The sequence below is a fragment of the Variovorax sp. Root434 genome (assembly GCF_001426595.1).
GTDB lineage: Bacteria > Pseudomonadota > Gammaproteobacteria > Burkholderiales > Burkholderiaceae_C > Variovorax.
Genome location: NZ_LMEK01000016.1, coordinates 17,097 through 40,181 on the forward strand (window position 1 = coordinate 17,097; position 23,085 = coordinate 40,181).

Consider the following 23,085-nt stretch of genomic DNA (forward strand, 5'->3'; position numbering starts at 1 on the left):
GTGATCACACCCGCAAATGGCCGAAGACCCGATCGGACGCGTCGCCCGCCTTGGCGTCGCCTTCGTCCACGATCTCGCCCTGCTTGAGGACCAGGAAGCGGTCCGCGACCTTCAAGGCGAACGGAACGTTCTGTTCTATGAGCAGCATCGTGGTGCCGCGCTGCTTTCGCTCCCAAAGCAGTGCGCTCGCCAGGCGATCGATCACCGACGGTTGCAAGCCTTCCGTGATCTCGTCGAGCAGGATCACCGCTGGCCGCATCATGAGCGCACGCGCGAGCAAGAGCATCTTCTGCTCCCCGCCGGAAAGCGTGCCGGCGTACTGCTTGAGCCTGGAGCCGAAGACCGGAAAGACCGGTTCGATCTCGGCAAAACGCTCGTCGAACACCGACTCCCTGGCCAGTCCCAGGCACAGGTTGTCCCGGATGCTGAGGTCGGTGAACAGCGCTTTCTCCTGGGCCGCATAGGCAATGCCCATGCGGGCAATCCTGTGAGGCGCGAGCCGGGTGATGTCCTCTCCGCTCAACCGGACCGTGCCGCCCTTCTTGGGCAGGTAGCCCATGACCGTCTTGAGCAAGGTGCTCTTGCCCATGCCATTCTTTCCAAGCAGCGCGACGGCTTCGCCCGGGGCAATCGCAAGGGAAAGATTCCGCAGGACGACCGAGGTCTTGTAGCCGCTGGTCACCGCGTTCAGGTGCAAGCCAGCCTGGTTCATGGGGTCTCCTTCGGTGTGTGTGTGCTGCCCGCATAGATGGCCTTGACCAACTCGGAGTTGACGACCTCCTGGAAGCTGCCTTCCATGACGATCGTGCCTTGATGAAGAACCACGATCCGCGTCGCGATTTCCTCGACGAAGTCGAGGTCGTGCTCCACCAGGAGGCAACACAGGTCGTAGCGGTGCGCGAGGGACGACAGGACCATGCCGATCTGGGTGCGTTCGGTCTTGGTCAAACCGGCCGTGGGCTCGTCGAGCAGCACGATCCGCGGCTCCAGCGCCAGGACCATCGCCAACTCCAGGGCCTGCTGCTCTCCATGCGACAGGTCCCGCGCGATCACGCCGAGTTTGCGATCGAGTTCCGTGGTCCGCACCACGTCGAGCGCATAGGGCGGCAGTTTCAGTGTGTCGTCGCACCGTACGAGCGACGGTTTGTCGAGAATCGTCCCGGCGATCCGCAGGCACTGCGCAACCGTCAACGATTCGAAGATGTTGGCGTTCTGAAACTTCCGGCCCAAGCCGAAACGCACGCATGCGTCGGGAGGCAGCAGGCCGATGTCATGCCCGCACAGTTCCACCTCCCCCGAAGTCCGGTCTGCGCCGTCGCTCATGCAGCGCATCAGCGTGGTCTTGCCCGCTCCGTTGGGCCCGATGAGGCCCAGCAGTTCACCCGCTTTTGCCTCGAGGTCGATGCCTTGCAGGACTTTCAGGCTGCCGAAGCTCTTGGTGACGCCGCGCATCGACAACGCGGGATGGGCCGATGCCGCCGGCTTCTCGGTGATCGCCCGTTCGGCAAGAGTCGGGACTTTCGAGGCTTGGCGACCCAGACCCAGCGGCCTGAGCAGCAGGGGCACCAATCCTTGTGGCAGCAGCACGATGACCAGCACGAATGCCACGCCGAGGATCAGCTGCCACGCAAAAGGCATGCTGCTGCTCAGGTAGGCCGTGGCCACGTTGATCAGTACGGCGCCGATCAGCGGACCCCACAGCGTGCCGCGACCGCCGAGAGCGACCCAGATGATGAGTTCGGTGCCAACGACGAAACCGGTGAGCTCGGGCGCAACGACCCCACTGAACGATCCGTAGCCGAAACCGGCCAGGCCGGCGATGACCGCGGTTGCGACCAGCAGGGCGATCTTCACGAGCGGCGCGTTGATACCGAGGTAGGAGCATCGGGACTCGTTGTCCCGTATGGCCGCGAGGATCCGACCGGCATCGCTGCGCACCACCATCCAGGCCAGAAGACCTGCCGCGACCAGGGCTGCGCCGGCGATCCAGTACCAGGCTTCGAGGGAAAGATCGAAGGTTTCGTAGCCGGTCAGCCCGGAACTGGAACCCGTCCATGCGCCTCCGGAAAGCAGCAGCTGCGTCAGCACGATGGGAAGCACGAGCGAGATGACAGTGGCGAAGAACGGTGAAGCGCCCCGGTAGAACGACAGCCAGCCGACCAGCCCCGCCACGGCTGCCGTCACCAGCACGGCCGCTCCAAGCGCGAGCAGCACGGTAGAGGCCGAGAACCCGCTGTGCGTGAACACGAGTCCCGCAGCGTAAGCGCCGATGCCGAAGAACGCGGACTGCCCGAAGGTCAGGTAGCCCGTGTAGCCCCAGAGCACGTCGACGGTGATTGCGGCGATCGCGAAGAAGAACGACTTGATCAGGATGTTCAGCAGATAGGTATCGAACACCCATGGCCCCACCACGATCAACAGCAGGCCCAATGTGCCGAGAACGAGCAGGCCACGCCCGGACCGGACCCGTGCCATCTGCCTGTCCGCCATCGGGAGACGGGCTGTGCTTGCTTCAGCCATGAGCGAACCCCTTGGGACGAATGCGCAGCGTGACTGCGGCGAGAACGGCGATGGTCAGGCCGCCGAGGACCGGACTCGCATAGGTGCTGACCAGCACCTGGCAGGCCCCGAAGACCAGGCAGGTCAGCATCAGGCTCAGCATCGAGTGGCCTGAAACCATCACGAGCATGAAGGCACTGACCAGCCACGGCATTCCCATGTTCGGATCGACGCTCGAGAGCGGCGTGATCATGGTCCCCGCCAGCGTGCCGAGGCCGGCGCCGAGGCTGAAGGTCACGAAACGCACCCATCCGGAATGGATTCCGAGGCCGCTCGCCAGGTCTTCGTTCATGATCACGGCGCGGGTTCGGATGCCGAAGCGTGTGCCATTCAACAGCCCCGTCAACAGCAGGCACAGCACGCCAGCGACGGGTACCAGCAGCAGTCGATAAGCGGAATAGTCCACGCCGGCGATGGTCCAGGTCCCCGACAACGGAGCGTCCACGAACTGGACCTCACGACCGAACGCCATCACGATCAGCTGGCCGATGACGATGCCGAGCCCCCAGGTCGCCAAGATGGCGTCGAGCGGGCGCTTGTACAGCGGCTTGACGATCAGCCACTCGACCGCCATTCCCACCATCACGCCGGCAACCAACGCCAGCGGCCAGCTCAGCCACGGGTCGAGCTGGAGCTGCGTCACCACATAGCTCGCATAACCGCCGAGGGTCAGCAGCGCGCCGTGCGCAAAGTTGACGATCTTCATCACCCCGAAAATCATCATCAGTCCCGCCGTGACGACGAACAGCATGGCTGCGGTCGTCAACAGGTCCAGAAATAGCACCATGAATTTCCCCTACATGTGGAGAGCCGGGCGCGAGCCCGGATCTCTTGGCTTGGGTTCGAAGTCCCGACGCCCGGTTACTTGATGTTGGGGCACTGGGCACCCGGGTCCACGTTGGCGAAGGTCTCGAGAATCTTGATCGAGCCGTCCGCCTGCACTTGCCCCAGGCGCATCGAGAGCGGTGTGTGGCGGCTCTTGTTCATCTGCACGTTGCCGCGCGGGCCGTTGAACGAAACGTCGGCGAGGGCCGGAATCACCTTGGCCGAGTCGGTGGAGCCGACCTTTTCGACGGCCGCCTTGTACAGGTAGAAGGCTTCGTACTGCGGTTCGGAAAGCTCGTTCGGTGTCTTGAGGTCGGCACCGAACTTCTTCGTCATGGCGGCCACGAACTTCTGGTTCTCGGGCGTGTCGATGCTGGTCAGGTAGGACGCGGACACGTACAGCCCGTACGCCACTTCGCCCATCGTCTTCGCGGTGCCCTCGTCGATCGCCAGGTTGCCGTAGGGGACAGTCATCCCGGCGCCTTTCAACTGCTTGGCGAGCGACACGTTCGGTGCGCCGCCGGCGGTTGCGCTGATCAAGGCATCCGGCTTGGCGGAGCGGATCTTCGAGACGACCGAGGTCCAGTCGCTGCCGTCGATCGGCAGGTACTCTTCGCCGACGACCTTGCCGCCTTTTTGCTCGATGTACTTCTTGGTGAAGTCCAGCATGCCACGCCCGAATGCGTAGTCGCTTCCGACCAGGAAGAAGGTCTTCGCGTTCCTGCTCTTCGAAAAATAGTCGACCACCGGGGCGACCTGCTGCTCCGGTACCCAGCCGTTCACGTACATCGAGTTGTTGCAAGACCGGCCTTCATAGAAGGAGGTATAGATGAAAGGGACCTTGCCCTTGCTGACCACCGGCAGCGCGGCATTGCGGGCTGCACTGGTCTCCATTGCGATGATCGCGTTCACCTTCTTTTGGAACACGAGGGTGTCGAAGGCCTTTTGAGCGCCGACGGCGCCAGACGCATCGTCGACGATTTCGAGCTCGACCTTGCGCCCGAGGATGCCGCCCGCGGCGTTGATCTCATCCACTGCAAGTTGCGACGATTGAACGACTGCCGGCGCGACGACACTGTTGGCGCCGGAAAGGCCCACGGCGACGCCGATCCTGATCGGGTCTGCAGCGTATGCGTTGACTGCAATGGCCGCCGTTGCGGCAATGGCGCTCAGGCGGAAGAAGCGTTCGAATGTTTTCATGACAAGTCCTCGTGCGATGAATATGTGGATTGAGGGAAGTACGAGCGGAGAAAGGATCAGTGACGCGGCAACGGCCAGCCGGTGCCGAGCATGGGGTCGTAGATGTCGTCCCTGCGATCACGCAGGACGTCGTTGAACGCATTGAGGTGCCTGGCTCGGCGCGTTTCCTTGAGGTTGATCGATGCGTAGAGGATTTCCTCACGGTCCTTGCTCGCCGGACCAGCGATCGGCCAGCCCTGGGCGCCGACGATCAGGCTCTGACCGATGAACGGCTGACCTCGTTCTGTGCCGATGCGATCGGCGCAGATGATGTTCAGCCCGTTGCTGTGCGCATTGGCCATCGCGAGGGTGTTGGCCATTGCCATGTGCTCGCCGGCCTGCCCGGGCATCGGCACCCAGTTGGTGGGCATGCAGACGATGTCTGCACCTCGCATCGCAAGCAGGCGGTACACCTCGGGAAACCATCCGTCGTAGCAGATGACTGCGCCGAGGCGCCCGATCTCAGTGTGAAAGACGGGCAATCCGAGGTCGCCGGATTCGAAGAACAGGTGTTCATCGCCCCAAAGATGGAGCTTTCGGTAGGTACCGATATAGCCCTTGGGGCCAGCGACGATCGCGGCGTTGTAGAGACGGTCCTCCACGCGCTCGGCGATGCCTGCGACGACGTGAATCTTGCACCGTCGGGCGACGTCGATCCATGCACTGGCACTCTCGCCGTCGGGCACCGCTTCCGCCAGTTCGAAGGCTTCCCGCCGCGACGAGAACACGTAGCCGGTGTTCGCAAGTTCAGGCAGAACTGCGATGACGGCACCGTGCCCTGCAGCCTCTTCGATCAATTCGATCGACCTCTTCAGGTTGGCGGCCTTGCTGCCAACCTTCGGCGCCATCTGGATGCTCGCCACAACCACGTCCGGGAAGACGCTCGCCTCGTCAGCGGTTCGTACCATCGACATCTGAACTCCAAAAACAAAAAAGCCCTCGATCACGCTTTCGCGTAAATCGAGGGCTTTCATAGCCGGTATGTGAAGCAGCGCTGTTGCTGCCCGAATGCAATCAAACCGATTGCTTTCGTGGGGCTGGAGATTACGGAGATGACGAGATCATGTCAATGGGCTTTCGAACTCATTGATCAGCGTAAACCCTATGCGATCAACACATCCGGCATGAGACTTCGATCGACGAAGAGTGGACCTGAGGTGGCAGAGATCGCGCGACAGTGCTCTCCTCCTCCAGCACTCAGCTCGAGCAGTGTGCAGCGCTGTTACTTTCAGAATTGCCGGTGCAAGCCGGCCGCAGCGTCGCAAACAGATCGACTTGTCGAACCTGATGCACACGAAATGCGCACGATGCTTCGGGCCTGCAGCAAGCGCGCCAAAGGCAACGGCACTTTCTCCTGTGCAATGGCATCATCTGCCACATACGGGTTCTGCATCAGCGCGGCCTGCAGCGCGGCAGTGCGATGCGCGGTGAGATCGCGCATCAGCTTCTCGCTGAACGCGGCGCGCGTTCTCGCGGCGCCTGTGCNCTGCATCAGCGCGGCCTGCAGCGCGGCAGTGCGATGCGCGGTGAGATCGCGCATCAGCTTCTCGCTGAACGCGGCGCGCGTTCTCGCGGCGCCTGTGCCCGCCCCGTCGCCATCGCCATCGCCATCGCCGTCGCCCGCCATCCCCGGCCTGCCATCGCCCTCCGGGTCGCCGGCCTCCGAACCGCAGCGGTGATCCCCCGGCCCCCGTCAGTCCCCGGGTCGCCACCACTTCTCCGCGATGGTCGATGCGCAGCAACGCCCCGGCGCATGCCATCTGCTCGGAGGTCCATGCCAGCAACGCGGCATGCGCCGCTTCGATCCGGTCGTCCAGATCGTCGAGCGCGCTCGACAACCGCTGCGCTCGCGCGTTCTCGCGGCGCCTGTGCCCGCCCCGTCGCCATCGCCATCGCCGTCACCCGCCATCCCCGGCCCGTCATCGCCCTCCGGGTCGCCGGCCTCCGAACCGCAGCGGTGATCCCCCGGCCGTGTCAGTCCCCGGGTCGCCACCACTTCTCCGCGATGGTCGATGCGCAGCAACGCCCCGGCGCATGCCATCTGCTCGGAGGTCCATGCCAGCAACGCGGCATGCGCCGCTTCGATCCGGTCGTCCAGATCGTCGAGCGCGCTCGACAACCGCTGCGCTTCGGCTTCGACATCGACCTCCTCCTTGGCGTGCGCCGCGTCGGGATCGTCGCCCTACGTTTCCAGCGTCTCGAGGGCCTCGGCCAGCCGGTCGCGCTCGGCGTCCATGGCCGCCAGTGCTGCCTCCTCCTCCTCGGGCGTCATCGCGCGTTGACACTGCAATGCCTGCCCATAGCGGCGCAACGCGAGGCCGTCGCCCTCAATCATGCAATCCACCCATGCCCAGCCTTCCGCGCGCGCCTCCTCGGCCAGGGCGCACAGCTTTTCCATGGCGAGGACCTGCAGCAGCACCGGGTCGTCCAGGTACACACCGTCGTCATCGCCGTCCTCGGCGAAGAGGTCGCGCCGCACCGCGCCGCCGCGCGCCTCGTAGGCCGCCAAACCCACGAAGCGCGCAAGCCGGCTGCCGCCCGCGCAGGATTCCTCGGTGAGCTTGCGGCGCAGCGCCCATGCGCTGCGTTCGTACACCGGCAGCCCGTCCCAGACCGCCTCCTGCGCGGCGTGGTCGTCCGTCAGCGCCAGCGCGTGCAACTCGTCCAGCCCGATCTCGTCGGCGCGGTACATCGCCAGAAAACGCGGCGCAAGGCGCGCCAACCGGAGCCTGCGCTCCACGGTCACCCGCCTCACATTGCTGCTGACCGAGTTGCGATTGCCCGCGACCAAGCAGATGTGGACGACCTTCGCCGAGCGCTCGGACAAGGAAGGGTGGCCAGCGGCCCGGCTCCTGATGGCCTTGGCCGAAAACGAACTGGCCAAGCGCGACCGGCGCCGCATCGAGCGGCACTTGGCCGAAGCCAAGCTGCTGCCGGGCAAGACGCTGGACAACTTCGACTTCAACTCTGTGCCAATGGTCTCCAAGGCCCAGGTCTCGGCGCTGTGTGCCGGCGATGGGTGGTTGCGCAACGGCGCCAATTTACTTCTCATGGGGCCGCCCGGCGGCGGGAAATCGCACTTGTCCTCGGCCATCGGACTGGCCCTGCTCGAGAAGGGCTGGCGCGTGCTCTTTGCGCGCACCTCGGACCTCGTCCAGCGGCTGCAGGTCGCACGCCGCGAACTTGCGCTGGAGGCGGCCATCAACCGCCTGGACAACTTCCACCTGCTCATCCTCGACGATCTTGCCTACGTCACCAAGGACCAGGCGGAAACGTCGGTGCTGTTCGAGTTGATCAGTGCGCGCTACGAGCGCCGCTCCATGATCATCACGGCCAACCAGCCGTTCGGCGAATGGGGCAAGGTGTTCCCGGATCCGGCCATGACCCTGGCCGCGGTGGACCGCCTGGTGCACCACTCCACCATCTTCGAGATGAACGTCGAAAGCTACCGTCGGCGCACCGCCATCGAGCGCAAACAAAGCGGTGCGGGCAGACCCGCAAGCTACGCGACACCGAGAAACGTCGATCTGGTGACGCCCAGCGTCAATCAAATGCCAACGTAGTCATTGCGCGCGGCAATCAATGCCGCCATCATCCCCTTGCCGCGACACTGTTCTCATCCAGATTGTCGCGCGCCTCTCAGCCAGATCGTCGCGCCACAGTTATGAGCACGAGGCACCCGGTGATCTGCTGCACATCGATACCAAGAAGCTGGGGCGCATCGTGCGCCCCAGCCATCGCGTCACAGGCAACCGACGCGACTCGGTTGACGGCGCAGGCTGGGAGACGTTGTTCGTGGCGATCGATGACCATGCAAGGCTGGCGTTCACCGCTATGCATCCCGACGAGAAGACGCCGCAGGCGGTCTCGTTCCTGCGCAATGCGGTGGCCTACTACGCCCGTCTGGGCATTGCCGTGAAGCGGCTGCTGACGGACAACGGTTCAGCGTTCCGCTCGCGCGAGTTCCGGGCAACCTGCATGGAGCTTGGCATCAAGCACAGCTTCACGCGGCCCTACCGAACGCAGACCAACGGCAAGGCCGAGCGGTCTATCCAGTCCGCGCTGCGCGAGTGGGCCTATGGCTGGACGTACCAGAACTCAGACCACCGAACCGATGCCCTGACAAGCTGGCAGCACCACTACAACTGGCATCGCCCGCACAGCGGTATCGGTGGCATCGCGCCTATGGACAGACTCAACTCATCAAGAAATAACCTCTTGACGCTTCACAGCTAGCGATCACCCATCGCGATCGCTGCGTCGAGTTCACTTTCAGTGGTACTCGTCCTCTCGCTGATGCCGAATGGCAGACACCACGATCTCCCTTTCGCTGACGACATGAAACAACGCGACGTAGCCTGAAGCGCCAAATGGAATGACGAGTTCCCGCTCCAGCCGGTCGTCGAAGGCAATTCGACAAGTGAAGGGATTGGTCTCCAGGATACGGAACTCCCTTCGGATGGCCAGGAGCGCGCGGTCCGGCAACTCCCAGTCTCCATGCTTGAGCGCGACATCAAGAAGAAAGGCTTCAAGACGCTGCGGATCTTCCACCGCTTCGCGCGTCAGCCGCACGACGTATGTCACGCGCGCCGTGTGGAGACGCCGCCCCGCTCCGTCTCGATCGCCTTGCGTGCGATGTCGAGCCGGGACTTCATCGCCTCGAGGACCCGGTCTGCCGCATAGGACTCGCCCGTCTCAAGCGCGCGGGCAAGCGAGGCGCGTCCACGCGCCACGAATTCCTGCTGCGCCTTGCGACGACGCGCCGCATCGATCGAAGCCTGCTCAACAAAATGCGACAGCGTTTCGCCATCGAGCAGCACGCCTTCGATCTGTTCTCGAACTGCGGCCGTCACGCGAACCGGAGGGAGTTGGGTCGTCTTCATGGCCCGATTGTATAGCAAATGCTATACATCAGGTCATCCACAGTTTTTGTGTCTGCGAAGCAGCCGGTGCGACGGCCGCGACGCAGGACTGGCCGCCGGCATCACCCGCCCGATGCAAGCCGTGGCGCTTGACCTTCACCGATCACTTGACAATGCGTGATCTTCGGAAACGACCTTGGTCACCCTTTGCGACGATCCACGCGTGACCGCGTGCCCTGACGCCCACCGCCTCCGCTGTGGTGCTCGGTCCCGGTCCCTCCGCAGGGGACACCGTTCATCACGGCGCGAGCGCGGAAGGAAGAAGGGAAGAAGGGAAGAAGGGAAGAAGGGAAGAAGGGAAGAAGGGAAGAAGGAAAGAAGGAAAGAAGGAAAGAAGGAAAGAAGGAAAGAAGGAAAGAAGGAAAGTATCAACGTAGGCGAACAGCCGTCACGACCGACAGGCCCCTGCCGCCACACCTCACTCGCGCAGCGTGAACACCGCCGAAAGGTAGGAAACCGGCCCCGAATGGATCGCCTCGATCCCATGCAGCGCGGACGCCTCGAACAGCAGCGAGTCCCCTGCCCTCACCGAGACCACCTTGGCGCCGTAGCGGTAGCTGACCTCCCCGGACAGGAAGTACAGGAACTTCAACCCCGGATGCTGGAAGGTCACGTAGGGATCGGCACCGGGCAGCAGCGTGACCAGATACGGCTCGACGAACAGGTTGCCCGACAGGAGATGCCCCAGCAGCTCGTAGCGGTAGTCGGAAACCGCACCGACGCGATCGACGACAACGCCCTGCCCCGCGCGCACATGGCAGAAGTCCGTGCGGCGCGCCTGGTCGCCGAAGAAGCGCGACGCCGGCACACCCAAACCGTTCGCCAGGCGCTCCAAGGTCTCCACCGAGGGCGAGACCAGCCCGCGCTCGATGCGCGAGAGCATCGAGGCAGAAATCCCGGAGGCCTTCGCCAAAGCACCGCCGGACACCTCAGCCGCCATGCGAAGTGCCTTCACCTGCGAACCGATGCGCGCCGCGGACAGGCTTCGTACGACAGGCGCGGGCTGCCTCGGCCGGGCACGCGTCACCGAGGCCGGGAGCCGCAGCGGGAGGGCCGTCGGTAATGGAGAGGCTATGAGTCTGCGCGTCATGCGACAACAAAGCGGCGTGCGCGCACAAGAATCGGTCTGGAGACAACGCAGTACATCTCAGAGGAAGTCCAATATGTGGAAGATCATCCGTGGTGTGATCGTACACAAGGCGAGAGCATTTTGTCTATGCCAATTGCCTCGCCCAAACACGCGCTCGACCCGGCGCTGTTGGCGCTTGGCACCGCCATCAAGGCACTGCGTAAGGCTCGTGGCATCTCACAAGAGGAACTTGCGCACCGCAGCGACATCGATCGCTCTTACATGAGCAGCATCGAGAGGGGAATGCAGAATCCTGGCGTGATGACGGTTGTACAGATTGCCGCAGGCATTGGCATCTCCGTGGCCGAGCTGGCGGCCAAGGCCCGACTCTAGGAGCTTCCCCCGCATGCCACGTGTCAACCTCTCTTGAGTGTCCGCACGACCCGGCCTCGGGCCGGCACAGGCGTGGTGGCGCGGCGGCTACTCGCGATCGCGTCGCCGCTTCGCGCACGATGGTTCAAGATTCGCGCACGACTCTGAAGGAGCGCCTGTGCTTCATCGAGATCCAACGCCAGATCTCCCCCTGCGGGCGCGACGTCATGCCTGTCTACCGGAAGCTGGCGGCTTCCCCGCCCTTACTCTGGGCCGGCACCACCACGATTTCGGTCGGCCGCAGAGATGTCCTGCTGCAAATCCGGGGGTATCGCCAAACAGGTACGTACGCTCCGCAGACCGTAGAGACCATCCGGCACCCTGCCCTCACGTTGCCCCTTTTGGTGCCCTACGGGATTAGGAGACAAAATGATTGAGAGCATGTTTGATGAAGCGATGAGCTCCGCCGCAGATGTCCTAGAGCAGACAAAGCGTCATGCTGGCCGGTTGCGTAGTCCAAGCAGTGCTGCACCCTCGCGATGATGGCCGCGAGTCCTCCCTAAATAGCTAGGCGGAGAGTCGCCATGTGGGGCCGAAAGGGGGTGACAGGGGGGTACTTCGGCCCCGGAATTTCTCGAAAGGGCTCTCACAAATTTTCGATAAAAGCAGGACCGGCGAAAATGGCAATACTGTTTCTTAAATGGGCTTTACACGCGACGCATTTCGGTTCACGCGAAGCCCATGAGCTAGGGCTACGCTGAAAAAGGTCCACCGCCATCCCGGCTGATTCGTTGATCAGAGCATGAAGCAACAGACCTTGGCGATGGCCGCCGACAAAGGCTTTGAGCAATTCCGCCGGCCTACGAAGCGGGACGTGTTCCTCAACGTGATGGACAAGGTCATGCCCTGGGAGGAGCTTTGTGCGGTGGTGCAGCCGCACTACCCCAAAGGCGAAGGCGGGCGCCCGCCCGTCGGGCTGGAGCGGATGCTGCGCATGTTGTTCGTGCAGCACTGGTTCAATCTGGCTGACGAGGCCTGCGAAGAGGCGCCGTATGGCAGCGCCAGCCTGCGCAGTTTCGTGGGCATCGACCTGGGCCGCGAGCGCGTTCCGGACGCGACGACGCTGCTGAAGTTTCGCCGGCTGCTCGAGAAACACCATCTTGGGTAAGCGCTGTTCGCCAAGGTGGGTGAAGTGCTGCAAGGCCATGGCCTGAAGGTGGGCACCGGCACGATTGTGGGTGCCACGATCATCAGTGCGCCCAGTTCCACAAAGAACGCCGACAAGAAGCGAGATCCCGAGATGCACCAGGTGGCCAAAGGCAAGAACTGGTTCTTCGGCATGAAGCTGCACATCGGCGTAAACAGCCGCACGGGGCTGGCCCACAGCGCAGTGGTCACGGCGGCTACGGGCGTCTTTCTGAGGTGCGTGGAAGTATGCATCGTTCTCGCACGCCTACGACAGACTATGAACTAGGGATGTCCTCCACAAAGCGGGTTGAGATGCGCGTCTGCGGGGGTCACCGTTTCGAGCGAGACGATGCCCGGTGATTGAGCTTGATTTGCAGCCTGCGGAACTCTGCTCGAGCAATGCGTTGCCTGATTCACCCCGCACGCGTGCATTTGCCGCGCGGCACGTGCACTCATGCCCAGGCTTCCATCAATTTGCCGCGCGCCATCCACAGATTGCTCAGCAATCTCCGGCTGCATTCGCAGCGCCCCGGATGATCCAGCCAGTCACGGCCAGGCCAGCATGGCAGCTGAAGGCCCGATGTGCTACAAGTGTGCTACAGTATGCGCCACCGTCAATGTCATGAGGTCCATCAACATGTCGACAACGACCATCCGCCTTGAAGATGAGCTCAAGGCCCGCATCGCGGCTGCGGCTGCGAGGTCGGGCAGGTCTTCGCATGCGTTCATCCTGGACGCGCTGTCCGACATGGTCGAGCGCAGCGAATTGGACGAGGAACTGCATCGAATCGCAGACGAGCGATGGGCCGCGTTGCAGCGCACCGGCGAATCGGTCGGCTGGGAGGACGCTGCGGGCTACTTGAAGGCACGCGCGGCCGGCCAGAAACCTCGCAGGCCTCTGGCGCGCAGGCCGGGGCCTTGACCGGCCCATGGTCCGCATCGAGCTGGCACCGGAGGTCCTGGACGACATCGACCGCTTCATCGACCACCTGGAACAGCACCAAGTCGCCGATGCGGCGAACCGGGTCGGGGAGATTCTCGAGGCCATTCAGATCCTCTCGCGCAGCCCGCTGATCGGCCGCCCCGTCGCAGGCGGAAAGCGCGAGCTGGTCATCGGCAAGGGCAACCGCGGCTATGTGGCGCTGTATCGTTACCTGGCCGGGATCGAGACCGTCTTCATCCTGGCACTGCGAGCCCAGCGCGAGTCCGGGTTCAAGCACTGAAGGGCCGCCCGCCCGCGCCTTCGACCTCGCGCTTCGAACGCCGCTCACCCTACCCTCCCGCTCTCGCCTCGACGCAGGCGGCACAGGACCGAGCCGAGCAATCCCACACACGGCGCGCGCCTCCACGTGGTATTCAATATCTTCGGGGGTAGGAGCCGAGAAGCCGGAACTCCGCACGGTCCGCCAGCAGCCTGGCGATTTCCGGCTGCGAGGCATGGCCCACGACGTCGATGACATAGCGGTGCCCATCCAGCGATTGCTTGCCCGGGCGTTCGTAGACCGCCAGGACCCGGGCCGATCGCGCGAGCGCCTGCAGCGATCGCTGAAAGCCTTCTTCGTCGACGGTCAGCAGCAGCGTCGTCTTGTCATGGCCGCTGGGTGCCGGGATCGCATGCCCCAGCACCCACCAGCGCGTCGTATTGTGGGGCCCCTCCTCGATGCCGCTGACGATCGACGTGAGGCCGTAGAGTCGGGCCGCGCCGGGTGGCCCCATGGCGGCCATGCCCGACGCTGCCCCTTCCGCCACCGACTTCGCCGCGGCGCCGCCGCTGGCCGCCGGCTGGCGTTCGACGTCGGGCATCTCCAAATCGAGCCAGGGCTTGACCTCCTCCAGCGCCACGGGGTGCGCAAGCACCGTGCGGATGTCCTCCTTGCGGGTGCCGGGCTTGGCCAGCAGGCTGTAGCCCAGTGCCTTCGGGTACTCGCCCACCACATGCACCGTGTCGAGCGCCAGCACGTCGTCCAGATAGGGCGTGACCCCGACCACCGACGTCGTAGCGGGCACGCAGGCCTTGGCGACGGTTTTCGCGCGCAGGGCCTTGAAGAGCGCCTGCCTGTCGAGCGCGACCAGATTCGTGTCGCCGAACAGGTCCATGCAGGCCTGGTGGGTCCAGCTGCCTGCCGGTCCCAGGTAGGCGATCTGGGCGCTGGTGATCGACGAGACGCCCATGGCGAGCGTGGCCATCGTGACAGCGCAAAGGGAAAGGGTTTTCATGAATTTGAACGGCACGGGCAACAACAACGGTGGAGAGAAGCGCACGGGTCTCCAGCGCACGCCGCATCGAGATCCCGGCGTTGGAGGCCCGCACGTCTTCACGACGGAAGCCGCGATGATCCGGACGGCGGGCATGCTCCGCAACGCATGCGCGGCATGCACTTTCCCGAAGGCCGCCGTGCCCGAAATCCAGGTGCTGGCGGCCATCGCGTTGCATGACGCGAAACAAACCTGCGCCACGCCGAATGCGCGCCAGCAGGTCCCGAGATCATCGACAACCTTCATGCGCCCTCCGCGCTCCTTGGGGGCTCCCGAAGTGCAGGCATCTCCCGCGCCGCGATGAACGCGAAGGCCTCCTGCGCAAGGCGCGCCGCCGTGAAGATCGCCGTGCGGTCGCCGCGCAGCACCTGCAGCCAGGCGTCGATGTAGGCCGCATGCCCCTCGACCGTGGCATTGACCAGCCCGCAGTGCCCCATCACGAACGCACTGCCGAGCTCGGCCACCAGTTCCTCGAAGGCATAGGCCGCGTCGCCGAATCGTTGTCCGAAGCGCCGGTTCAATCGATCGGGATGCCCGGTCCAATGCACCAGCTCGTGCAGCGCCGTCGCGCACTGCGCCTCGGGACTCGTGAACTGCCGCGGCCAGGGCAGCCGGATCTCGTCGAGCGCCGGCAGGTACGCCGCCCGGTCGAAGCCGTGACGGATAGTCGCATTGCAGCCGCCCAGCAGCCGCATCGCCCGCTCCACCGGACCCGGCACGTTCGCCGCTGGCGCAACGACACCGAGGTCCACCACTTCGAGCGACAGCCCGTCGATCTGCGCCACGTTGAACAGCCAGAACGGCCGGCACAGCAGCACGCCGGCACGGGCACCGACGTCCGCAGCCATCGCCTCCTCGTCCGTCCCGCCTTGCGAGAGGACGTCATCGGCATCGCCGCGACGCTCGCGCGCCCTGCGCTCGAAGTGCGCGCACAGCACGCCGCGCTCGCCCTTGCGCACCTGGGCACCAAGGCTCTGCGCCTGCCGGTAGGTCAGCCAGACATTGGACGCATAGCCCGCCTCGATCGCCGCCTCCCAAAGCAGCAGCACGTTCGCACCGCGGTACGGCGCGCCGGTCTTGCCGTTGCGAGGCGCCCCGCGCGCCGCGGCCCGCGTCCAGCGGTCGCGGAACACAAGCCCTCCCTTCTGCAGCATCGCTACGATCCGGTCCGTCACGACCTGCCGCACATCCATGCGCCCCCGCCCCCGCGCAGCGTTGCCTGCGGATTCGCCCAGACCCCCACCTGCTTTGGGTGAGTCCTCGGGGGGTACGGGGGGAACGCCCGTGGCTGTCGGATGGGCCGGGCTGTGCGGGCTGCCCGCACCGCGCGGGCTGGAAGTTGAACTGGCGTGCATGACTGGGCCTTTCTGCGGCATGTGCCGCGGTGGTTGAACATCTGCTTTCGGAGCCGCCTCGACGCATGGACAGCGCGCGACAAGGGCCGATGTCCAGGGACCGCCCGCAAGCCGCAGCCGAGCACAGCGAGGACCGGGTGAGGACGGTGGCAAAGCCCGCAGCCCTGGACAGCGGCACGAGCGCGCTATGCGTCGGCCAAGAGGAGGCTTCGAACGCAGAGGCACCGCGGACGGGCCGCGGGCGCCTGCACGCACCGCCAGCGCTGCGCCGCCGAAGGCGGCACGCCATCGAGCGCCTGCGAAGCACGCGTCGCCGCCGCAAAGTCGGAAGGCGCTGAACGCCCAGGCGGACGGTCTGACCGGTGACCGTCGTGCATGCACGGCCACGAGACCCCCTCGCTTCCCGCGGCCAGCGTCTTGCACCAACCGCCGAGGCGCCGCGATCCAGCAACACGGTGTTCCGCACCGCGCGCCGCGCACGAGTCACGCAGACGCAAGACATTCGAAACGGCGCAACGGTCGGGCACCCACGAAGGCTGGAGCGATTCGGCCGCCGAGGCCACTGTTCGAAGTCAGAGTCGACATCAGCCTCGAAGCCCGCCCTGCGTGCGCGCACGGTCGGACCAATGCACAACGGAGACAGGCAGCGAGACAGCGAGAGAGGAGCGTCGGAAAGGCCCGCGACAGGACGAAACAGAAAGAAGGCCGCCGGCCTAGCCGGCGGCCTTGACCTCAGGCTTGGATGCGCCCTGCCACGCGCGCCTCTTTCGCGAAGGCGCTCAGGCGCTTGCCGGCCCGGAAGTGCGGATCCTGTTCGATCGGCAGGCCCAGTATGCCGCGCACCTCGGCCAGTTCGGCGAGGCTCACGCTTCCCAGCTCGGGAAACCCTTGCCCGAGATGGCAGAGCCCGAACGCGATGCCGTGGTCTTCGGGGTCGACCTCGGTCAGCAGCCAAGTGGCGCCGGCGTCGGGCGTGAACAGCTTGACCACGGGCATCGGATCGAAATCCGCCTGCGCCCGGGACTGCACGCCGTTGGCCAGCAGCAGCTCGAACTGCGCATCGGTGATGAAGGGAAAGCTCAAAGCAACCATGTCGTTCTCCTTGAACGGTTACGGGCGGGATTGCCCGAGACCGCCCCCGGCACGCCGCAGCGCCGCAGTCAGGGTTCGAAGACGGCCGCAGGCCGCCAGCGCGCCAAAGAGGCGCGCGCAGACCTTGACGGCGAGAACGGTGTGCCACGCTCCAGGCCGCAGCAAGCCACCCAGCCCCACGCTTTGCCCCGCTTTTCCCGCGCCCTTTACTCTCTGCGGGCGAGGATGCTTGGAACCGCTCCTCACCGGCGATGCGCTGGTCGCCGACTGCGCAGGTTGCCGCTCTGCGCGAGATCCATCGCTCGCGAGATGCTGTTCGACATCGGCCGTGAGGGCCGCGTGTTGCATCCTCAATCGAACTGATCTGCCCAGCGATAAGGCCAAGGTAGGAAGGCGATGATTGAGTAAATACGGTTCTCAGGATTCTCCGTCCCAGGCTCTGAATGCAATAACTCGCTATTCATTGAATTGATGTCGAATTTGAGGCGGCGTCCTGACGCGGCTGCCAGCGTGGTCTTCCAGTGCGCGCATCGACTGGCACTGATTCCACCTTCCACGGCGCATGCGCTCGCGAACGCAAGCGATCGCAATGAATTTATCTTTGCCGGAAGCCGCGCATCACGACAGCAATCATCTGGACGCACCGCCCAAGGTGGCGTGCAACAGCGGCTTGCCCATACAAGGAGAGCTCTCCGGTAGCGCCGCCAGAACCGACCCAGCGAATCGAAGCAGGGCCGGGGGGTGCCCAGATGCAATGCGCTAGACACTGCAACTTGCATCGATGAGTGCTCGCGCGGGGTGTCCATCTATGAATCTCATCGTCTGGCCCGCCGGGGTCATCAGAATTAAGCCGCTTTGACGTGTATCGATTTCCGAGACCACATCGCCACGCTACGACCGATTGACCGATTGACGATGTCCCGGTTGATTCCGAGTCCGCCAAGCGCGGCATACCTGCCACGCAGGACCAGCGGTTGTCCGAGTCTCATCGGCATTGGCATGGGTGTATAAACGCCGCTTTAATTGCAAAGCGATTCACCCAATGGCCAAAACATACCTTGAAGTACAAAAGCAGATTCAGCAATTGCAAAAAGAAGCAGATGCGTTGCGTAAAAAGGAAGCGGCTGGTGTTCTTGAACGCATCAAGGAAGCGATCCTGATTTATGGATTCACTGCCAGGGACCTGGCGGTGGACACAGGCGGCGTGAAGACTCCGAAAAGACGCAGGGCCAAGCCCACCGTTTCCAAGCCGAAGCCCAACTCAGGTAGTACCGCTGCGAAGTACAAGGACGATCAAGGCAATGTCTGGGGTGGGCGTGGGCCTCGGCCCGCCTGGTTCAAGGCTGCACTTGAGAGTGGCAAGACGGCCGAGGAACTGGCTGTTTAACGCCTTGCGATGGCGATATACGCAGCCTTGGCCGTTGCCATCGCTCTGTTCAGACTGGCCGGCGTGTGACCGCGGCCCCGCCTTGATCGATGACGTGGGACGTTGGCTGGCGAATTTGCCCAAAATGGTCCTTGCCGGCAATTGCTCAAGACAAAACTGCGATCCTGTCCGTCGCGCTCGCTGCGAATGAGCCCGATCTGAAGTGAAAGACGGCCAATAAGACTTCATTGGGGTTCCCCGCGATGCGCCCCGGTGGTTCACTGTCTGGTACCGCCCGCGGAGTATTCGAGATCGATTGCACCGAAGGTGCGCCGGCCCTGAGCTCCTTCGTTACTGCCCGCCGTGCGCCTGCGGCATTGTCCGGAGATTGCTTGTGACACCTGCCGGCGCAGCGAACCAGCAACTGGCCGTGCAACATGTGAGCTCGGGAAATGTACCGGCGTCCGAGCGTCGCAGCGCCTCTTTCCACACAAGGCTGTCTGCAGTGGCGCATTGCCAGACACGGCTTGGTCCATCAGATTTTCGCGCCCGTCACGATCGCTATGCCGCGGATCTGGCCCGCACTCGGCGCACCGGCCACCGGCTCCGGCCTTGCATATCGCGTCGGCGCGAAGCGATGCAGCAACTCCGCCTCGCGGGCGCGTAGATTCCAGGTTCGAAAGTTTCACGTGGCCGAAACCACGCACCGACATTGGCAAGGCGGCCACACGCGCAGCGATCGCCTGATTGCCGACGGTCAGTTCACTGACCATGTCCTGCACCAGCCCCGGATCCGCGTGCTCACCGACGTGTGCCTTCATCCCGAAGCGCCGCTGGTTACCCCTTCTTCGCCTGGGGCATCTCAGGCTCTCGTTCGCCGCTCTCGTTCTTGGTCGAACTGGGCGCCGCGATGATCCTGGCGTCCACGTTTCCGACTTAACCATCACGTGCATCGGAGCTACGCCGCGGCACGACGGTGGACAACGGCTTCAACTGCCGCCTGACTCCGCCGATCGCTCGATCCGCGTCCGGAACTGCCGTGCGACTGGACTGTCGTCCCAGACGACGGCCCTGCCATCGTCGACCGCCTGGCGTCCGTAGACGATCCATGCATCGCAGACGGTGCCGATGGGCTCAACCACCTCGAAGCGTTCTGCATGCGCCGTCGCGAAGGAAGTGAAGACGATGCCCGCGCTGTAGCGTCCTTCTGTCAGACCGGACTGGACAGCAAGCACCGTCGGCTCGTGGACGATGACCGGCCAGGCGGAAAGGTCGGCATAGCTCTGCGTTGCAGTCTGCACACCCACCTTGCCAGCGCCCTCCCCGCCTCCCCTGGACCGCACCAGCGCCATGGGCTGGCTGGGTGAAATGAAGGCGTCGACCACCACCATGGCCGTGCGATAGGTGCCCGTGATCTCGGCCGCGGCCGGATGCACGGCGCACTGAAGCAGGTAATCCGCCTCCCCGGCGATCAGCGCGCGCGCGCCGCTGTGGAAGTTGTCGAACAACACGATGCGGCAGGCTTGCGCAATGCCGTGCGCGTCCAGGTACTGCTGGAGAACGAAGTGATGGTTGCTGCCCTCATGGCCCAGCGTTGAAAAGATCAGCATGTGTTCGCCTTGGCAGTGCCGCACGATCGATGACAGTGGGTCGGCCTCGACGGCCACCTGATGGGATCGCGGCATGCGCGAGCGCCGGCAGAGCCGGAACCAGCGCTTGCTCGAGCGCAAAACGAGCGACTCATGCAGACGTCGAGGGCGCACCGATGATCTCATCCTCGAGCCGGCATGTCTCCGTGATGATCAGTTCGTAGAGGGCACGCAGGAACGCCGGGCTCACGCCGTGCTCGGCGGCAAAGGCAGCCGCACGCTCCTGCACCACGCCGATGCGATGGGGCTGCATCATCGGAATCGCATGGTCGCGCTTGTGCAGCCCAATCCGGCAACAGCAATCAAGCCTGCGCCTCACGGTCTCTAGCAGAATCCTGTCCAAGCCGTCGAGTTCGTCGCGCAGCGACTTCAGAATCCGTTGGGCGTCCTCGTGGCTGCCATCATCAGCTGGGGTTGAGTCATGGACCGCGGCCGCGGTTTCCTGGCGCCCGCTCGGGTGCCCTTGTTCTGAATTCATGGGTATCTCCTTATTCGAGCTTGATGCCCTGGCTCGCGATGATCTCGTTGAGCGCGGCCGTGTCGGCCTTCACCCGGCGTACCAGCGCCTCGCCCGAGATGTCAGCGGCCTCGTAGCCGTGTTGGAAGAGTTTCTGCCGCACCTCTGGCAGGCGAATGACTTCCGAGAGAACCTGGGTCAGGCGCTGCACGATGGGAGCAGGCAGGCTGGCAGGCGCCGCGGCGGCGGTCCAGATCTCGAGTTCGAAATCCTTGAGGCCCGCTTCCTGCAGGGTCGGGTAGTCCGGCACGAGTTCGGAGCGGCGCGCGGAGGTCACGCCGATTGCGCGCAGCTTTCCGGCCTTGACCTGCTCCTGGGCGAGGCCCGGCGGAAGGAGCGCCAGTTGCAGCTGCCCTCCGACCAGACCCGTGATGACCTGCGGATTTCCCTGGTAGGGCACATGCACGGCGCCTATGCCTGTGCGGGTCTTGAAAAGCTCCATGCCGAGGTGGCCGATCGTGCCGATGCCAGGTGTGCCATAGCTCCACTTGCTTCCTGCGACCCGCGCCGCCTCGAGGAAGCTGCGGGGATCGGCCTTCGAGACCTCCGACGTCGTGGCGAGCACCAGTGGTGCCGTGCAGATGATGCTCAGCGGCACCAGGTCCTTCTGCGGGTCGTAAGAGGTCGCCGGATTGAGAATCTTGGCGATCGTCATATTGCCGTTGATCAAGATGCCGATCGTGTGTCTGTCGGTGGACTTCGCGACGATGTCCGCCGCAATATTGCCGCTGGCGCCTGAATGGTTCTCGACGATCACAGCCTGGCCCAGCGCCTTCGCCATGGGCGCGGCCAAGATGCGCGCAACGAAGTCTGGCGACGAGCCGCCGCCGAAGCCGACGATAAGCCGCAGTGGTCGCGTCGGCCAATTCAGATCCGCCGAATGGGCGCTGGGGGGACCCGCCGGGCCGGGGCCGGAGCGATTCGCGCCTGACGATTGCGCGCAGGCAGCACCAATAAAGGCGAGCGCCCCGAGAAGACATAGCAGACGAGCGGCACGCGTTCGAAAAAACAAGAGGGACATGGCAAGACCTGATGAGAATTGAAAGCCAAGTCTTGCTTCCACAACGCGCCGAATCAACTCCTGCCTGGTGCGCAAAAAGCTCCGCGGGGCATCGAGGCTGCGAAGACCCGCCTTGGCCACGAGCGGGGCGAATCCACGACTCGTCGCACTTGCTTGTCATGCAAGATCGTTGTCGCGCGTCAGCGGTGCGCTGCCGCGTCTTCACGTTGATTGGAGGCGTCGTGCTGTGGAGGCAGCCGATCAGAACGCCGTAGGCCGACGACCTCGATGTATCAACTCTGCGTAGCGGCCTCGATCAGCGCATGGCGCACTATCTAACCTTGCAACGCTCGACTGCCGGTGTGAATAGGTCAACTCGTTGCAATGCAGGGAGCCAACTAGAAACAAATGCCAAAAACTCACTACCCGCAACGGATCCAAAAAACAGATCGATCGAGGTCAACTCGTCCCTCGACAGACTCGGATCAGCTTTTGCTTCGGGGACGGGCAGACCACGCATCTTCGCCCGAACTACTGTTCTCGCATTTTCGATTCCCTGCGCGACGGTTTTGGCGCCTGCTGAAAATTAGCCCGCGTCTCGTCCTCTCTACGCAAACCGAGTTCGATTTTTCTACGGTTACGGCAAAGGCGCACGTGCATTCGACCGCACCGCTTCGTTCCAGGTGTTTCTTAGCTCTGAAAGCGCCGGGACCGGATCGCGAAGCAACTGCGAGGCGAAGGTTCGGATCAAGTCGCGCGTAGCCTCCTCGGTGATGTATTCGACAGGAGACTTCCCGTCCACCCGCGCGAGCATGAGCGCCGGCAGCAAGCGCGCCGCGCGCGTCTCCAGTCTTTCCGCCGACTCCCAGTTCAGCTGCTCGAGATAGCCTTGCAACAACGCGTCGAATGACGCGGAGAGCTGCAAAAGCGCATCTCGCCGGACGACACCCTTGAGCAGCAGGTGATTCAGGCAGAACGCGAGATCGAAGGCGGGGTCGCCGTACCAGGCGCACTCCGCGTCGAGCAACACAGGTCCACTCGGCCCGACAAGAATGTTCTTTGGACTCACGTCGCCATGGACCAGCGCATATTGAGTGCCGGCCGTTTTCGCCACAAGTTCGAGGAGCACGGGCGCCAGCTCGGGGTGGTGATTTGCGGCCGCCACCAGGTAGGGCTCGAGCCGAAGGGCGTAGAAGTTGTCTACCGTGTCAAAGGCCTCGGCCACGTCCGCCCGCCCAGCGCTCGCGGCATGCAGCCGCCCGAGCACCTGCCCGACGGCGAAGGCGGTCGCGGGATCGACCTCACCGTGCAGCAGTTGCTCCTTCCAGACCGGATGGCGATCCGGTTCGAGAAATGACATCGCGAAAAGGCCGGCCACTTCGTCGTGCGCGATCGGCCGAGGCACGTTGTCGGGACAGTGCTGCGCCGCAAAGCTCATCCATTCCCACTCGTAGGCGTTGCGCGAGAGCGGCGCCTTCCAGTCAGCCTCGACCTTCAGCTGGGCCAGCGCGCGCTTGACGCACAACGAGCGCCCGTCGATGTCCACCCGCCAGATGTCGGATGAAACGCCGCCCGCGAGCGGCCGCCATTGCGCCTTCTCGTCAGGCGAAATCAGGCCTTGCGCGACCAGGAAACCATCGAGCGCCGTGTCCGGGCTGTTCGTTGTCATGATCATG

General features: G+C 64.1%; 22 protein-coding genes and 3 pseudogenes. 7 read left to right on the forward strand and 18 right to left on the reverse strand.

Annotated features, from left to right (window positions below):
• Positions 1-4: 4 nt before the first annotated feature.
• From ASD05_RS17030 to ASD05_RS17060, 7 genes are all read right to left on the reverse strand, one after another.
• Positions 5-712, reverse strand: coding sequence for an ABC transporter ATP-binding protein (locus ASD05_RS17030; RefSeq protein WP_056594887.1), 708 nt, complete (start codon positions 710-712; stop codon positions 5-7).
• On the reverse strand, positions 709-2,475 hold the full coding sequence (locus tag ASD05_RS17035) for an ABC transporter permease subunit (RefSeq protein WP_235508012.1): 1,767 nt from the start codon (positions 2,473-2,475) through the stop codon (positions 709-711). Before ASD05_RS17035 ends, ASD05_RS17030 begins: the two co-directional genes overlap by 4 nt.
• A 37-nt stretch (positions 2,476-2,512) precedes the next feature.
• Positions 2,513-3,346: a branched-chain amino acid ABC transporter permease gene (locus ASD05_RS17040; protein WP_056594891.1), complete on the reverse strand. Its 834-nt coding sequence runs from the start codon at positions 3,344-3,346 to the stop codon at positions 2,513-2,515.
• A 74-nt stretch (positions 3,347-3,420) separates the two neighbouring features.
• Entirely contained in the window at positions 3,421-4,584 is a 1,164-nt protein-coding gene (locus ASD05_RS17045; RefSeq protein WP_056594893.1) for a substrate-binding protein, read from the reverse strand.
• A gap of 56 nt (positions 4,585-4,640) precedes the next feature.
• Positions 4,641-5,531 (reverse strand): nitrilase family protein, encoded by an 891-nt coding sequence (locus tag ASD05_RS17050; protein ID WP_414930052.1) that lies wholly within the window; start codon positions 5,529-5,531, stop codon positions 4,641-4,643.
• A 785-nt stretch (positions 5,532-6,316) separates the two neighbouring features.
• Positions 6,317-6,742: a hypothetical protein gene (locus ASD05_RS30125; protein WP_157610143.1), complete on the reverse strand. Its 426-nt coding sequence runs from the start codon at positions 6,740-6,742 to the stop codon at positions 6,317-6,319.
• A 63-nt stretch (positions 6,743-6,805) separates the two neighbouring features.
• Positions 6,806-7,363: a hypothetical protein gene (locus ASD05_RS17060; RefSeq protein WP_162248891.1), complete on the reverse strand. Its 558-nt coding sequence runs from the start codon at positions 7,361-7,363 to the stop codon at positions 6,806-6,808.
• A 16-nt stretch (positions 7,364-7,379) separates the two neighbouring features.
• Between ASD05_RS17060 and istB the strand changes: the two genes are divergently transcribed.
• Both istB and ASD05_RS17070 read left to right on the forward strand, forming a co-directional pair.
• The gene (gene istB / locus ASD05_RS17065; RefSeq protein WP_321165788.1) at positions 7,380-8,186 is read left to right on the forward strand and encodes an IS21-like element helper ATPase IstB; all 807 of its coding nucleotides are present in this window, start codon (positions 7,380-7,382) and stop codon (positions 8,184-8,186) included.
• Positions 8,187-8,283: 97 nt separating this feature from the next.
• Positions 8,284-8,859: pseudogene (locus ASD05_RS17070) on the forward strand (DDE-type integrase/transposase/recombinase); the annotation flags it as partial.
• A 36-nt stretch (positions 8,860-8,895) separates the two neighbouring features.
• Here ASD05_RS17070 and ASD05_RS17075 read toward each other — a convergent pair.
• The 3 genes from ASD05_RS17075 to ASD05_RS17085 all read right to left on the reverse strand — a co-directional run bounded on the left by ASD05_RS17075 (position 8,896) and on the right by ASD05_RS17085 (position 10,527).
• The gene (locus ASD05_RS17075) at positions 8,896-9,207 is read right to left on the reverse strand and encodes a type II toxin-antitoxin system RelE/ParE family toxin (protein ID WP_056594899.1); all 312 of its coding nucleotides are present in this window, start codon (positions 9,205-9,207) and stop codon (positions 8,896-8,898) included.
• Positions 9,204-9,506, reverse strand: coding sequence for a YlcI/YnfO family protein (locus ASD05_RS17080; protein ID WP_056594900.1), 303 nt, complete (start codon positions 9,504-9,506; stop codon positions 9,204-9,206). Before ASD05_RS17080 ends, ASD05_RS17075 begins: the two co-directional genes overlap by 4 nt.
• A 457-nt stretch (positions 9,507-9,963) precedes the next feature.
• The gene (locus ASD05_RS17085) at positions 9,964-10,527 is read right to left on the reverse strand and encodes a helix-turn-helix domain-containing protein (protein WP_268810543.1); all 564 of its coding nucleotides are present in this window, start codon (positions 10,525-10,527) and stop codon (positions 9,964-9,966) included.
• Positions 10,528-10,761: 234 nt separating this feature from the next.
• Here ASD05_RS17085 and ASD05_RS17090 point away from each other — a divergent pair, with 234 nt between their 5' ends.
• From ASD05_RS17090 to ASD05_RS17110, 4 genes and pseudogenes are all read left to right on the forward strand, one after another.
• Positions 10,762-11,007 carry a helix-turn-helix domain-containing protein gene (locus tag ASD05_RS17090; protein WP_056594903.1) on the forward strand — a complete coding sequence of 82 codons (246 nt, stop codon included), beginning with the start codon at positions 10,762-10,764 and terminating at the stop codon, positions 11,005-11,007.
• Between the two features lie 781 nt (positions 11,008-11,788).
• Positions 11,789-12,391 (forward strand): annotated as a pseudogene (locus ASD05_RS17100) (IS5 family transposase); the annotation flags it as partial.
• 420 nt (positions 12,392-12,811) lie between these two features.
• Positions 12,812-13,096, forward strand: coding sequence for a ribbon-helix-helix protein, CopG family (locus tag ASD05_RS17105; RefSeq protein WP_056594961.1), 285 nt, complete (start codon positions 12,812-12,814; stop codon positions 13,094-13,096).
• Positions 13,097-13,103: 7 nt separating this feature from the next.
• Complete coding sequence (locus tag ASD05_RS17110; RefSeq protein WP_056594908.1) at positions 13,104-13,397, forward strand: type II toxin-antitoxin system RelE/ParE family toxin; 294 nt, start codon at positions 13,104-13,106, stop codon at positions 13,395-13,397.
• A gap of 133 nt (positions 13,398-13,530) precedes the next feature.
• Here ASD05_RS17110 and ASD05_RS17115 read toward each other — a convergent pair whose 3' ends face one another.
• From ASD05_RS17115 to ASD05_RS17125, 3 genes are all read right to left on the reverse strand, one after another.
• Complete coding sequence (locus tag ASD05_RS17115; RefSeq protein ID WP_235508004.1) at positions 13,531-14,676, reverse strand: prephenate dehydratase; 1,146 nt, start codon at positions 14,674-14,676, stop codon at positions 13,531-13,533.
• Positions 14,673-15,623, reverse strand: a complete 951-nt coding sequence (locus ASD05_RS17120; RefSeq protein ID WP_056594912.1) for an ArdC family protein — start codon at positions 15,621-15,623, stop codon at positions 14,673-14,675. Before ASD05_RS17120 ends, ASD05_RS17115 begins: the two co-directional genes overlap by 4 nt.
• Positions 15,624-16,517: 894 nt before the next feature.
• Positions 16,518-16,877 (reverse strand): DUF2958 domain-containing protein, encoded by a 360-nt coding sequence (locus ASD05_RS17125; protein ID WP_414930051.1) that lies wholly within the window; start codon positions 16,875-16,877, stop codon positions 16,518-16,520.
• 1,042 nt (positions 16,878-17,919) lie between these two features.
• Between ASD05_RS17125 and ASD05_RS29530 the strand changes: the two genes are divergently transcribed.
• Entirely contained in the window at positions 17,920-18,264 is a 345-nt protein-coding gene (locus tag ASD05_RS29530; protein ID WP_082572115.1) for an H-NS family nucleoid-associated regulatory protein, read from the forward strand.
• 746 nt (positions 18,265-19,010) lie between these two features.
• Here the strand turns inward: ASD05_RS29530 and ASD05_RS30135 are convergent.
• The 5 genes and pseudogenes from ASD05_RS30135 to ASD05_RS17145 all read right to left on the reverse strand — a co-directional run.
• Positions 19,011-19,170 (reverse strand): annotated as a pseudogene (locus ASD05_RS30135) (IS5/IS1182 family transposase); the annotation flags it as partial.
• 62 nt (positions 19,171-19,232) lie between these two features.
• Positions 19,233-19,853 (reverse strand): hypothetical protein, encoded by a 621-nt coding sequence (locus ASD05_RS17130; RefSeq protein ID WP_157610147.1) that lies wholly within the window; start codon positions 19,851-19,853, stop codon positions 19,233-19,235.
• 130 nt (positions 19,854-19,983) lie between these two features.
• A complete protein-coding gene (locus tag ASD05_RS17135; protein WP_082572117.1) occupies positions 19,984-20,370 on the reverse strand; it encodes a chorismate mutase family protein in 387 nt (128 codons plus the stop codon).
• Between the two features lie 10 nt (positions 20,371-20,380).
• Positions 20,381-21,430 carry a Bug family tripartite tricarboxylate transporter substrate binding protein gene (locus ASD05_RS17140; protein WP_082572119.1) on the reverse strand — a complete coding sequence of 350 codons (1,050 nt, stop codon included), beginning with the start codon at positions 21,428-21,430 and terminating at the stop codon, positions 20,381-20,383.
• Positions 21,431-22,046: 616 nt separating this feature from the next.
• A complete protein-coding gene (locus ASD05_RS17145) occupies positions 22,047-23,078 on the reverse strand; it encodes a phosphotransferase family protein (RefSeq protein WP_235508008.1) in 1,032 nt (343 codons plus the stop codon).
• Between the last annotated feature and the right edge of the window lie 7 nt (positions 23,079-23,085).